Source organism: Shewanella halifaxensis HAW-EB4, from assembly GCF_000019185.1.
GTDB classification, from domain to species: Bacteria; Pseudomonadota; Gammaproteobacteria; order Enterobacterales; family Shewanellaceae; genus Shewanella; species Shewanella halifaxensis.
This window is the reverse complement of the sequence record NC_010334.1, coordinates 792,443-805,487: the sequence shown is the minus strand read 5'-3', so window position 1 is coordinate 805,487 and position 13,045 is coordinate 792,443. Positions and strand designations below refer to the sequence as shown.

Here is a 13,045-nt window from a genome sequence, read left to right as displayed (position 1 = left end):
AAAACAAGCTCAATAGAGACTCAGTAACAATCAGTACTCGACGCTTTAGGTAAATGTCAGATCAAACAACTTAAATACATGAAAGAAAAACGGCCAAACAACCAACGTAAAATAGGTAAAACAGACAAGCATATAGAGGCGAACTCGATTAATTCGAGAACGCCTAACTTTGACTAAATAACGATTTAAACCAGCTCAGCTAATTCACGTTTGAAACTGGTTTGCTGTAAGAATTACAGCTTGTTGAGCCCTGCCAACACCTTTTCTGGTGTGAAAGGCCAATCTCTTATCCAGACACCACAAGCATCGTGAATAGCGGTCGCAATTGCGGGAGCTGCGCCGTTGACACCAATTTCTGAGATAGACTTAGCACCATAAGGGCCGACCTTGTCGTCACTCGGTACCAAAACGGCTCTAAAATCAGTCGGGATGTCACCAATCATAGGCGCACCATAACGCTTAAGATCTCGAGTCAATGGATTGCCGCTGGCATCATAGATAAGCTCTTCGGTTAAGCTGTGACCGATGGCGCGCATACTGGCACCATAGATCTGCCCTAAAGCGAGATCAGGATTGATTGGGGTACCGCAATCGAGCAGAGCATAGAACTTCTCTAGCTTGATCTCACCGGTGCGAACATTGACTGCCACTTCGGTAAAGTTTGCCCCATAAGGGAAGGCAAATAGTGGCGTGATGAAGCAACCACTGGCAAGCAGTTGACCCCAGCCAGTACCACTTTCAGCGCGGCGAGCAATATCAAAATAGCTCACTTCACCTTTTTTACCCTTCACTAAACCAGGTGCTACAATCGCGACATCTTCTACAGGCTCAGACAACATCTCGGCGCCACAGGTTAAGATCTTTGTGCGCATGTTTTCGGCAGCGATTTTAGCGGCATTACCAGAGAAGCAGGTACCCGATGAAGCGTAGGCGCCCTTATCAAATGGAGCGTGGTCGGTATCACCCGAGTGGATAGTAATGTCATCTAACTGACAACAAAGTACTTCTGCGGTGAGTTTCAGTAGGACAGTATCGAGACCGGTGCCGATATCGGCGCCTCCAGAGTGGACGATAAAGGTACCATCTGATGCCATCTTGATGGCACAGTTCGCTTGGTCGATATCGGGGATCCCCGATTTCTGTTGAATAATGGCCACACCTCGGCCTACTCGCCAGTCACCATCGGCTTGCTTATCACTATCCCAGTTAATTAGCTCACGGCCTTGCTTAAGGATGGGCTCAAGGGCGCAACTCATTGCTCTTGGTGGCGTAGAAGGCATCTTACCCTCACCAATGGCTCCGAGGATTTCAAGTTCTTGCCCTTCGCGTACACGGTTTTTCTCAACCATGTCCAGATGATCGATACCCAGTTCCGCGGCCATTTCAGCCATAATCATCGTTAATGCATAGTTGCCTTTTGGTGCACCATAGCCTTGATATGCGCCTGTTGGACAGATGTTAGAGTAATAAGTAGTGACGCGGAAATCGACGTTCTTACAAGGGTATAGTGGTAAAGAAAGCGCTGGGCCATTACAAGGAACAGTCAAAGCATGATTACCATAAGGACCGGTGTTGGCTAAGAAATCCATATCGATAGCGGTAAGCGTGCCATCTTTTTTAGCACCAATTTTAACATTAATTTTAGCCACATGACGGCTAGAGTTAGCGATAAACTCTTCTTCACGAGTATAGTGAAAATAGACACCGCGGCCGGTTATCCAAGTCGCCCAACCACAGACATCTTGCAATAACACATCTTGCTTAGAGCCAAATCCACCACCGACACGCTCTTTAATGACGTGGACCTTATTTTGTTTTACGCCGATGATATTTGCTACCTGACGACGCACATGCCAAGGCACCTGAGTCGAATCATGCATGACTAAACGGTCACCATCCATATAGCTATAACAGATGTGAGTTTCTGTCGGCAATTGTTGCACTTGCTTAGACTCATAAGTGCGCTCGATAATATGATCAGCTTCAGCAAATCCCTTATCTAGATCGCCGATATGACCGCGTACGCTGGCAGCAATATTCTTTCTTGGGTAGCAACCGATAGGGAAGTTGACGATAAACTTGCCTTCATTAATATCGGCATTGGCATTTTGCTCTTCAAGATCAGCTGGAGCACCTACCTTATATTCAATCGGACCGTTGTGTATGATCGGAGCATCCGCTGCGCGCGCCTCATCGATACTCAATACTGGCTTAAGCACCTGATACTCGACTTCGATAAGCTTCAGAGCCTGCTCGGCAATCTCTACCGACTCAGCAACGACGGCAGCGACACGATCCCCTACATGACGCATTTTTTTGCAGAACATGCGTCTGTCTAAAGGTGAAGGTTCTGGGGCACTTTGTCCGCCAGGGGTATAAGCGATATCAGGGCAGTTCTTATGGGTAATTACGGTAACGACCCCCTCTAAGGCTTCGGCCTTAGTGACATCGAGATGGGTGATCCAGGCGTGAGCATGAGGGCTACGCAGCATCTTAATCACACAAGCTGAGTCAGGAATTCTGTCTTCCACATAGCAAGGTTTAGCTTGCACCATGATGGCGGCATCAGTTTTAGGGGTATTTTTACCGACAAAGTTCAGCTCGTCCTTGAACTCTGGCGCATAACCCGATGCGAGCTGTGGATTTGTTAGGCGTGCAACAGCGAGTTCAATAACTTGATAATACTGTTGATAACCCGCGTCACGACTGAAAATCCCGGTTAGCGCATCATCAATCTCAGCACGATTTGGGTTAGAATTATGTTTAAGCAGTTCAGTTAATATCAGTGCCATAGCGGGGTCGTTATAACCCGATTGAACCACGCCCACATCAACCATGGCCTGCTGCACATGATTAAGTTTATTCCACTCACCTAATGATTCAGCGGTGAAGATTTCGCTATCATTAAGTTGAGCCGCAATCAGCAAGGAAGCATTAATGAGTTGGCCATTAAACAAAATAGTGTCAGAGCCACTAAAGCCAAAACCATCATCACTGTTGCGTACTGAGTGGTAGCCTAGTTTGTGCAGCAAAGTCTGAACATTTTCACCAACGCGACAGGTCAACACCGTTTTACGGCCGTTTATTGTTAGGTTAATACTCATGATTAAGCCTCCTTTACTAAGCGTTGGCACTCGATAAACAGGTCTGTCACTAAGATGCCCGCAATATACTGCTTATATTCAATGCTGCCGCGAATATCGGCTTCTGGAAATACTGCCTGAGCCACTGCTTTTTCTAGCGCCTCTTCATCTAAATCTTGGGCTTCGATATCAGTCAGTCTGACGGGGGTGCTGTAACCGGCTCTACGGGGAGAGACGCCATCTATCACGATAATGGTTTCACCTGTTTGCGATAGAGACACTGCGGCATTAACGATCGAAAGACCAGCTGCAGAACGCGTCATATTGAAAGCCAAACAAACAAGATTTATATCAGGAATAACGACTTGCAAAATCAAGTCACGGTTATCTTGTTGCAGATATTCTTCGATTGAAATATTGCTGGCATCGGCGGTAATAACGTGAGCCTTTAATGCCATCAATGTGGGTAATAATAGGGATTCATCTTGGTAAGCGGCAATCTCGCCACCGAGTGTTGCTTGATTACGTAGATGTTTGGAGTAGATAAAGGTTGCCGCTTGCTTAAGCGCATAGGGAGTTAATTCGCTATCAATCAGCGATTGAACTCGGCACATCGCGCCAATATGTAAGGCTTGGCCTTGTAACTCTATCTTATCGAGTGAGAGATGATCTAAGGAGATCGCTATCGTTTTCTCTGTTAATGTTGGTTTAGCATTGAGTTTTGATCCTCCAGCAAACCAAGTTGCGCAGGCGCTATGTTGCTGCATCAAATCCAATGCCTGTTCTGTATTATCAGGCTGTAAAAATTGCTCAATCATAATACTTCCTTCCCAAGGGTTTCTATTTTGAAACCATCAATAAATGCAGCTAAAGAGGTGCTACAAATAAATATATAAGAGCAACTATTAAGCCAACATCATGATTAAATTTCTAAATGAATTTTTTTTATGACTCGGGTCAAGTTTTTCTATACGTAAAAAAATGAATTTACTGTGGGATAAGCCGATCGAAGCAACAAGTGTTATATGCAGGTGATAAATAATTTAGCTTAGATGGTTGATATGCTGGAGGCTGAAAATAAGAGAAGAAAATAAGTATCAAAATAAGAAAAGGCTATCATATTGAGACTGATAGCCTTTAGGATAAGATTTACTAATAAATTAGTGGAGTTCCTTGAAAACCTCTGAGATAAATGACTTCTCGCAGTAATGACACTTAAGTTTCACCACTCCAGACTCTTGCTTGATATTAAAGCGGCTATCTACAGGCTCATTGTGACTGATACAATTACTGTTAGGGCATATTAGAACGCCGGCGATCTGCTCAGGGATTGCTACTTTAAACTTTTTAACCACCTCAAAGTTTTCAATTACATTGATGGTCGCCTTAGGCGCAAATAGGGCTAATTGGTTGGCCTGATTTTGATCGAAGACCGTATTTTCAATCTTGATTAAATCTTTATGTTCACCAGCATATGTCGGCAGATTCAAACCTATAGTAATACGCTGACGGCCCTTTGAAAGTTCAAAGAATTTTAAAATCTTGATACCTTGACCAGGAGCAATATGATCGATAACTGTACCTTGCTCAATAGCTTCAACTTTTAGATGCTTTTTCATTACTTATCTCCAAATTCGTTGGTCAATACCAAGGCAAGCAAAGCCTGACGAGCATAGACGCCATTTTTAGCCTGTTGGAAATAGTAAGCATATGGAGTGCTATCTACATCGGTGGTGATCTCATCAACTCTAGGGAGGGGATGTAATACTTTAAGATTATCCTTTACACCTTCAAACATCTGAGCAGTTAGGATAAAACTGGATTTCATATGCTGATACTCAGTTTCGTCGAAGCGCTCTTTCTGCACTCGAGTCATATACAGAATATCCAGTTTCGAGAGTACGCCATCTAAGCTGTCATACTGAGTGAATGTGCAGCCTTTTTCCTTAAGCTCATCGATAATATATTCGGGCATAGAGAGTGCTGGAGGCGCAACAAAGTGGAACTCACAATCAAACAAAGATAAGGCTTGGGTCAATGAATGGACGGTGCGTCCATATTTTAGGTCGCCAACAAACGCCACCTGTAACTTATCTAAGGTCCCTTGGGTCTCATAGATACTAAACAAGTCGAGCAAGGTCTGAGTCGGATGTTGATTAGAGCCATCGCCACCATTAATCACGGGAACCGATGAAAATTCACTAGCAAGTCGCGCTGCGCCTTCTTGATTATGACGCATAAAAAATGCATCACTATAGGAGGAGATCACCTGCACTGAATCCGCTAAGGTTTCACCTTTCTTGCCCAAAGAGGTATTGCCACTGTCAGGGAAGCCAATAACGCTACCACCTAACCTTTGCACCGCGGTCTCGAAAGAGAGGCGAGTGCGGGTCGAGGCTTCAAAAAAACAGCTGGCGATGACTTTATTTTTTAATAAATCAGGGCGAGGGTGTTGCTTCAGTTCATTTGCGGTAGAGACTATCAACTCAAGCTCAGCACGAGACAAGTCGGTAATTGAGATTATATTTTTGTTGTATAGGGGGTTACTCATTGTTACAGCGTCCTTTTCCGGTGGCAAAATCGATGTAAAATCGTACTCGTTTACCATCAATGAGTATAGATATATCCCGCTAGTTCGAGGTATATACCTATACTGATGCTAATTAGCCTAACCAGCGGCGCAGTAAATTCATCGCCGCACACCTACGATACTCAGCACTGGAACGACAATCGTCAATTGGCGAGATCAGATCACTATAATATTTGAGTATTTCGGTACGTGTTTTGCCTTCTTTTAATATCGAAGCATTGCGCCCAATGAGACTATTTTCAAACTCAACACTTCTGACCACCGTTGGCCCTACGGCGCCAAACGTTAATCGCCAATCCATGATAGTGCCTGATTCAATTCTTACTGCAGCCAATATCGACAGTTTGGTCAGAGCATTGGCGGCGCGAGTCCCCACTTTATGATAAAAATAATCATCGAACTGGGATAACGTCAGACTCACACTGGTCACAATCTCATCGGCATTAAGTGCTGTTTTGCCCGGTCCTAGAATAAACTCATCTATAGGTAGCTGTCTGCTACAGTGCTTACTGGTAAGATCAACACGGGCATCCAGCAAGTAGAGCGCGGGTAACATGTCAGCTGCTGGAGAAGCGTTACATATATTACCTATCAAGGTCGCTCGATTTCGAAGGGCTGGGGCTCCAATGCGGTTAGCGGCATCTTTGACCATTAAGGGGGTTAACTCATGGGCAATCAACTCATGCAAGGTCACCCCTGCTCCAATTACCACTCTGGACTCATTGCCTGAATTCACTCGTTCAATCTTTTTAAGCCCGTCAATATTATCAAGAAAGAGTATCGGAGCCTCACTATCAATTCGGTTTTCCAGACCACGAACCATGATATCTGTACCACCAGCAAAGAGGGTGGCACCCCATAGCGCTTTATAGTTCAATGCCTGAGGTAATTTAGTTGGACGATAGACTTTTATCATACTTCCCCCCACAGCTTCGCAGCAATTTTGGCCGCTTCAACGATCATTCCGTAACCGGTGCAGCGACAAAGATTACCCGCTAAAGCCTGACGAATTTGCTTATCCGTTGGCGTTATATCCGCATAAGTGCGGTTGTCGAGCAGGTGATAAAGCGCCAGTACCATAGAGGGGGTGCAAAAGCCGCATTGCACCCCTTTAGCCTCGAGCAATGCATTGATAACGAGCTGTCCCTTAGGGGTATCCCTTAACCCTTCAAGCGTGACTAATGCGGCTCCTTTAGCCTGAATCGTGGGGATCAAACAGGTATTAACCATTAAATTATTCATGATAACAGAGCAACTACCACACTCACCTTCACCGCAGCCCTGTTTTGCTGCCTGCATGTGTAACTCATCCCTTAGGGTGGTCAGTAAAGGTTGTAATGGGTCGACATCGACGGTGACCAATTCGCTATTAAGTTTAAAGCTGATTTTCATGGCCTTGCTCCTCTTGAGTCATTGACTCTAAACCACTTTTCTTGCCATAAAGCAAAGAACACACGACCTCGGGGGTCACTGGGATAGCATTGATAGGATGATTGATGGCACACTCAATAGCTGCGCAATATGCTGCAGCGCCACCATTATGAGTTAACTCGCCGCCACCTTTAGCACCTTGAGGACCGTATTGATAGGGGTTATCTACCACTGAACTGTGAATTTTTGGAACATCTAACGCGGTAGGAATAACGTAGTCGGCCATATTAGTTTGCTGGAATCGCCCCTCACTATCGAGCGTCATTACCTCAAGACCGCCATAACCTAATGCCTGTACAAAGCCACCGTCTATCTGTCCCTTGAATACTGCCTCATCGATGACATGACCCACATCATAGATAGCCCATAATCCTGTTATTTCGCTTACACCTGTAGCGCTATCCACTTCAAGCTCGACCACATTGATGCCATAACTGGTTGCCTGATAAGCGTTGCCTTTAAATGCCTGCTGATCCCATTGATGGTAATCAGGTTTGCTATATCTCTGCTCAACACTCTGTGCTGTACAACCCAGCCAAATATCGGTTAACTTTTCTGCGGCTTTTTCTAACAAGTAACCCACAATCACAATCGAGCGAGAAGCCACCGTTGGACCCGAATCAGGTACATGCTGAGTGTCGACCGCTGCGAGTCTTACCGAGCTCAAAGGCCGCTTCAATGTATCTGCCACTATTTTGCAAAATGTCAGGCTTAATCCTTGGCCAATATCAGTATTAGACACTTGGATCTCAATCTCATCATTGTCATCTTTTACTAGGCGCACAACAGCCTTAACTAAGGTGTCTTCAAGATCGCCAGCAAAACCGCAACCATGCTGAAATAGCGCCATTCCAATGCCTGATAACTTGTTAGCGCCTCTATCCTGCTGGCGATAGGCTTGCACTTTAGCGTGATAATCACTGCTCTCACAAATCTCGGCATACATCTTCTCCAGCACTAGGTCGCCAAAGATATCGGCACCTGTGAGCGTTTTAGATTTTGTGGTGAGCAGATGGGCGCGCTTAAACTCAGCTGCATCCAAACCTAATTTATTGGCAATATGATTAAGATGAGTCTCAATACCAAAGCAGGTCTGTGGTGAACCAAACCCTCTAAAGGCACCGCTAGGCACGGTATTGGTCGCCCAAGCCGTTGCCTCGACTGTCGCATTAGGGATATCGTAAACATTAGTGCAGGTAGTAATGGCCCGCTGCAAGACGATTCCAGACAGACTCAGGTAAGCACCAGCATTGATATCGACCTTGACGTCCATAGCCACAATTTTGCCCTGGCTATCGACTCCAGTGCGATAGTGAAAATTAATCGGATGGCGTTTAGTTGTAAAAGCGATATCCTCATTGCGTGAAAGTACTAACCTTATAGGCTGTTTTAATCTTTGCACGGCAACACAAAGTGCACCAGCCAGTACATCGGGATAGTCCTCCTTACCACCAAAAGCTCCGCCAGTAGGAGTCTGTATAACGCGTACATCCTCGCTTCCCAGTACTGTTGATATACAGTGATGCACATACCAAGGGCACTGCATCGAGCCTTCGATTACGACTTTTCCATCTTTGTGATAGCCAACCATGCCTTGAGTTTCAAGATACATATGTTCTTGATATCCAGTGCTTATCGACTCTTCAAATATATGCTCTGCCTGAGAGAATCCTGCAGCCAAGTCGCCTTTATTAAGCTTGTGTCTGTCGAACACATTCTTTAGATCATCAATAGCGTCTTGATTATGAATGGCGCCCTGAATAAGCTGTTTCGAATCTTGGGGCGTAAACGCTGGGGTTAACTGTTGATATTCTACGTGGATTAATTTTGCTAAACGGTCGAGCTCCTTAAGATCGGGCCCCACAAGCAACAGAATAACTTCGCCTAAGTAGCGGACCTCACTGCTGGCAAATACAGGCCAGTCAGATAGCACTATAGGTAACTCGTTTCGCCCGGGTACATCTTTTGCACCAAAGACAAAATACCCGGAGGGGAGCTTGGGCAGTGTAATATTAAGTATCTTGGCCCTTGCACATGTTGAGCGAAACAGTTTCGCCTCTAATAGATTATCGAAATGGCGATCGCTAATAAATTGAGATCGCCCTGTCGCCTCTTGCCATTTAAATGGAATATTTACCCTATCCATAATACCTCACACTCTCACTTTTCTTAACGAAAAGCTAAAAAGTTAAAAAGCTCTGGCCACATTTACATGTGACTTATTTTAGATGCCGCAAATGGATTAATAAAAGCAACTATTAAGCCATAATTAACTTAAATTCATTAAAATGAGTTATTTATGATGGGGATCGAGTTAATTGAGGTGCAAAACATGAACTTGTCGCGACACCACAGGTGTCGAAGTCACAAATGTTATATTTAGGTATTAATCATTCAAGCGCGGATGGTTAACCTGAAGAACGCGGAGTATAAAAAACAATAGTGTCAAAGCAATTAAGTATCAAAATAATAAAAGGCTATCATATTGAGACAGATAGCCTTAATTTTAACAATCGATATCTGATTTAGTCATTATTAAACTTGTGGAGGTGTCCCCTCACAGTTAGAAACAACAGCATCAATTTGTACCAAAGCATCCATAGGAATAGCAGCGACACCATAGACTGTTCTTGCTGGAAGTTCACTATTGAAGAATGTGGTGTAAATATCATTTACAGCATTAATATCTGCAATATTTTTCAATTGAATATTTATTTTAACGGTATCATCCATAACATGGTCAACACTTTCCACAATTGCCTTGATATTTTCTAGGCATTGTCTAGTCTGCTCACTGATCCCCCCCTCAACCACTTTACCCGTTTGCGCAACAATAGGTAGTTGACCAGAGATATGGTTGTAATGAGAAAAAGCGACCGTATGTGAGTATGGCGCATGAGGAGCATTTTCTGTATTGCTCGCTTCTATCACAAGCAAACTGGTGTCTTCTGGTAATTGTGGAGGAGTGCCATCTCCGTGTGATACCACGGTATCAATCTGTACCAATGCATCCATAGGTAAAGCTGAAACGTTAATGATTGTTCTTGCTGGAACATAGCTTGAGAAGAATGCAGCACAAACTTGGTTTACAGCATCAATATCCGCGATATCTTTCAGGAATATTGTTGTTTTAACGACATCATCCATAACATGGTCGATGCTTTCTAAAATTGATTTAACATTTTCTAAGCACTGCTTTGTTTGCTCCGCTACCCCGCCAGAAACAATCAAACCCGTCTTTGGGTTGATAGGCAGTTGAGATGCAAGGTTATTGTAATGAGAAAAAGCAACGGTTTGTGAATATAGGCCTTGAGGGGCATTTTCCGTGTTTCTTGAAACTTTTATCAGTTTACAAGGTGCTTGTGGCGCAGTACCTTCCCCATTTGAAATAAGTGCGTCCATTTGTACTAACGCATCACTCATCGGTAAAGCTGCCACCGCGACTGTCGTGCGTGTAGGAAGCGCATCCTGGAAGAAGCTTGTATACACTTCGTCTATCGCGGCAATGTCAGAGATATTTTTAACGAATATATTGATTTTAACAACATCGTCCATTACGTGGTCGATACTTTCTATAATGGTTTTGATATTTAATAAACACTGTTTTGCTTGGTCTATTACACACCCAACGACAATCTCGCCCGTTTTAGGGTCTATAGGCAATTGAGCTGAAATATTATTATAATGAGAAAATGCTACCGTTTGTGTTGAGACAGAACTTGTTGGTGCATTCACTGTGTTTCTTGATACTTTTATAATGTTATTGTTCATATCTATATTTCCTTTATTTCTAAATGTCTTTTAACTTAAGTTAAAAAAATGTGGTTTATATAGGCTAAAGCGCCCCAAAGCTTAAGAGATCGACTTACCTAAGGTATAATCAATCCCTAACGAGGATGTTTGTCCTAAATTTTTAATATTTGCTGCGGAATGACGCCTTTAAGACATTTGACTATTAATCTCTAACGTTTTTACTTCATCTGTTAATAATGAAACACTAAAAGACGTTGGCCATTTATATAAATAACAGTGTTGTTTATATAAAATGATCGCAATGCATTCTCATTTTTAATTAATCTAATTTACCCACTATATTTTTCCAAATACGCTGAACCATTTTTCTAACTGACTTCAGCGTAAGCGTAGATGGGATTTTAGTTAATCTAGTTTGTCCAGATCCGCTGAGCAGCCTTTCGTGCTTCAACGCAAATAGGAGCCTCATCGAATAGGTTTGTATCGTGGGCTTGGTACCCTCGATACCAGTGCTAACCCAGCGAATTGGCATGTACCGAGGGCTTGATGCCCTCGATAAACCTAAACGAAGAGCAAATCCAAACTAATCGAGTTTGTCCATATTCGTCCAGATCCGTTGAGCGACCTTTCGTGCTTCGGCGTAAATAGGCGCCACATCGAATGGGCATGTATCGAGGGCTTGATGCCCTCGATAAACCTAAACGAAAAGCAAATCCAAACTAATCGAGTTTGTCCATATTCGTCCAGATCCGTTGAGCGACCTTTCGTGCTTCAGCATAAATAGGCGCCACATCGAATGGGCATGTATCGAGGGCTTGATGCCCTCGATAAACCTAAACGAAGAGCAAATCCAAACTAATCAAGTTTGTCCATATTCGTCCAGATCCGTTGAGCGACCTTTCGTGCTTCGGCATAAATAGGCGCCACATCGAATGGGAAGGCGCGGTCTTGATACACAAACCGTCCCTCAACCATCACAGAGTTCACATTGCCGGCATTGATACCAAAGGCGATATGCCCTGGGAAGTTATCGGCAACTAATGGTGTTGGACTGGTGTAATCCAATATAGTCAAATCAGCCTTATACCCAGCTTCGAGTCGACCAAATTGAGCGTCAAAGTTATTGGCTAATATCTGATTACCATTCCACAGGTGGCGCAGGAAGCTATCAGGCCATAGTGGACCGCCGCTATCTCTGTGCTTGAAGAAAGCAAACTTAAGCTCTTCAAACATGTCAGCACCTATGCCATCTGTGCCCAGCACCACATTGTCAAACTTGCTCAACTTGTTGTTATAACCAACATTATTATTCATATTTGAGCGAGCGTTATGGGCTAGGAAACCGCCTCTAGCGTTTAAGATCTCAATATCTCTATCGGACAAGAATAAACCGTGAGCCAATAAGGTTTTGTTATTGATCAGGCCATATTTGTCCAAGCGTGCGACGATATCTTGATCGTAATGATGATGACTATGAGTCACATCATACTTGTCTTCCGCAACATGGATATGCAGTCCGCGCCCCGTGGCTTTAACTCCCTCAGCAAGCATAGATAAACCATCATTTGTTACCGTAAAAGGTGCATGGGCACCAATATGGGCTTCAACGAGATAGGGCTCATCACCCTTTGCTTTTGCTGCATCAATCAGCTGAGCAAAGGCGATATTCTCCTCAACCCCGGCACTCATCTCTTTTACGCCACCGTTTCTATCTGTGGTTTCGTAGCAGGTCATGCCCCGCAGTCCAGCCTTAATGAAACCGCTGCGCAAGGTCTTAAGAGAGCCTGCAATATAGTTAGGTGAAGCGTGATGATCGATAACACTAGAGCAACCACTTTTAATCGCTTCAAGCGAGCAAATTAGACCACTGTAATAGATCGCTTCCTCATCAAGCACCTTATCAAGACGCCACCACAAGTTCTTCAAGATAGAGATAAAGTCAGGACTTGGCTTAATATCTGCCATCACTCCACGAGATAAACCCGAATAAAAATGATTATGGGAGCAAACAACACCCGGCATCACTAACTTGCCTTTCATATCGGTGACTTGAGCATCTGGGTACTTAGCTTGTAGGTTAGTGCCAACAGCCTTGATGATACTCCCCTCAATCAAGATATCGACCCCCTCTTTAACGAAGCAAGGCTCAAACTGAACTGCGGTTGCATTTTTTAATAACATCATAATA

Annotated in this window: 9 protein-coding genes; all 9 read right to left on the bottom strand. The window is 43.9% G+C overall.

The features are described from left to right. Nucleotides 1–233: 233 nt before the first annotated feature. Entirely contained in the window at nt 234–3,104 is a 2,871-nt protein-coding gene (locus tag SHAL_RS03360) for a molybdopterin-dependent oxidoreductase Mo/Fe-S-binding subunit (protein ID WP_012275786.1), read from the bottom strand. Nucleotides 3,105–3,106: 2 nt separating this feature from the next. Next, nucleotides 3,107–3,901 (bottom strand): molybdopterin-dependent oxidoreductase FAD-binding subunit, encoded by a 795-nt coding sequence (gene ygfM, locus SHAL_RS03355; protein WP_012275785.1) that lies wholly within the window; start codon nt 3,899–3,901, stop codon nt 3,107–3,109. A 342-nt stretch (nt 3,902–4,243) separates the two neighbouring features. Then, a complete protein-coding gene (gene pyrI / locus SHAL_RS03350; RefSeq protein ID WP_012275784.1) occupies nt 4,244–4,702 on the bottom strand; it encodes an aspartate carbamoyltransferase regulatory subunit in 459 nt (152 codons plus the stop codon). Continuing rightward, nucleotides 4,702–5,634, bottom strand: a complete 933-nt coding sequence (gene pyrB / locus SHAL_RS03345; protein ID WP_012275783.1) for an aspartate carbamoyltransferase — start codon at nt 5,632–5,634, stop codon at nt 4,702–4,704. Before pyrB ends, pyrI begins: the two co-directional genes overlap by 1 nt. Before the next feature lie 112 nt (nt 5,635–5,746). Then, nucleotides 5,747–6,589, bottom strand: a complete 843-nt coding sequence (locus tag SHAL_RS03340; protein ID WP_012275782.1) for an FAD binding domain-containing protein — start codon at nt 6,587–6,589, stop codon at nt 5,747–5,749. Further along, nucleotides 6,586–7,065 carry a (2Fe-2S)-binding protein gene (locus SHAL_RS03335; RefSeq protein WP_012275781.1) on the bottom strand — a complete coding sequence of 160 codons (480 nt, stop codon included), beginning with the start codon at nt 7,063–7,065 and terminating at the stop codon, nt 6,586–6,588. Before SHAL_RS03335 ends, SHAL_RS03340 begins: the two co-directional genes overlap by 4 nt. Further along, nucleotides 7,049–9,250 carry a xanthine dehydrogenase family protein molybdopterin-binding subunit gene (locus tag SHAL_RS03330; protein ID WP_012275780.1) on the bottom strand — a complete coding sequence of 734 codons (2,202 nt, stop codon included), beginning with the start codon at nt 9,248–9,250 and terminating at the stop codon, nt 7,049–7,051. The genes SHAL_RS03335 and SHAL_RS03330 overlap by 17 nt, the downstream gene beginning before the upstream one ends. Before the next feature lie 389 nt (nt 9,251–9,639). Next, the gene (locus SHAL_RS03325) at nt 9,640–10,875 is read right to left on the bottom strand and encodes a RidA family protein (RefSeq protein ID WP_012275779.1); all 1,236 of its coding nucleotides are present in this window, start codon (nt 10,873–10,875) and stop codon (nt 9,640–9,642) included. 837 nt (nt 10,876–11,712) lie between these two features. Next, nucleotides 11,713–13,041, bottom strand: a complete 1,329-nt coding sequence (gene ssnA / locus SHAL_RS03320; RefSeq protein WP_012275778.1) for a putative aminohydrolase SsnA — start codon at nt 13,039–13,041, stop codon at nt 11,713–11,715. Nucleotides 13,042–13,045 lie beyond the last annotated feature (4 nt).

What these genes read in the sequence shown, in the direction of transcription:
- pyrB (WP_012275783.1), bottom strand. Translation starts at nt 5,634, where the DNA reads ATGAGTAACCCCCTATACAACAAAAATATAATCTCAATTACCGACTTG.
- SHAL_RS03360 (WP_012275786.1), bottom strand. Translation starts at nt 3,104, where the DNA reads ATGAGTATTAACCTAACAATAAACGGCCGTAAAACGGTGTTGACCTGT.
- SHAL_RS03325 (WP_012275779.1), bottom strand. Translation starts at nt 10,875, where the DNA reads ATGAACAATAACATTATAAAAGTATCAAGAAACACAGTGAATGCACCA.
- ygfM (WP_012275785.1), bottom strand. Translation starts at nt 3,901, where the DNA reads ATGATTGAGCAATTTTTACAGCCTGATAATACAGAACAGGCATTGGAT.
- SHAL_RS03340 (WP_012275782.1), bottom strand. Translation starts at nt 6,589, where the DNA reads ATGATAAAAGTCTATCGTCCAACTAAATTACCTCAGGCATTGAACTAT.
- SHAL_RS03330 (WP_012275780.1), bottom strand. Translation starts at nt 9,250, where the DNA reads ATGGATAGGGTAAATATTCCATTTAAATGGCAAGAGGCGACAGGGCGA.
- SHAL_RS03335 (WP_012275781.1), bottom strand. Translation starts at nt 7,065, where the DNA reads ATGAAAATCAGCTTTAAACTTAATAGCGAATTGGTCACCGTCGATGTC.
- pyrI (WP_012275784.1), bottom strand. Translation starts at nt 4,702, where the DNA reads ATGAAAAAGCATCTAAAAGTTGAAGCTATTGAGCAAGGTACAGTTATC.
- ssnA (WP_012275778.1), bottom strand. Translation starts at nt 13,041, where the DNA reads ATGATGTTATTAAAAAATGCAACCGCAGTTCAGTTTGAGCCTTGCTTC.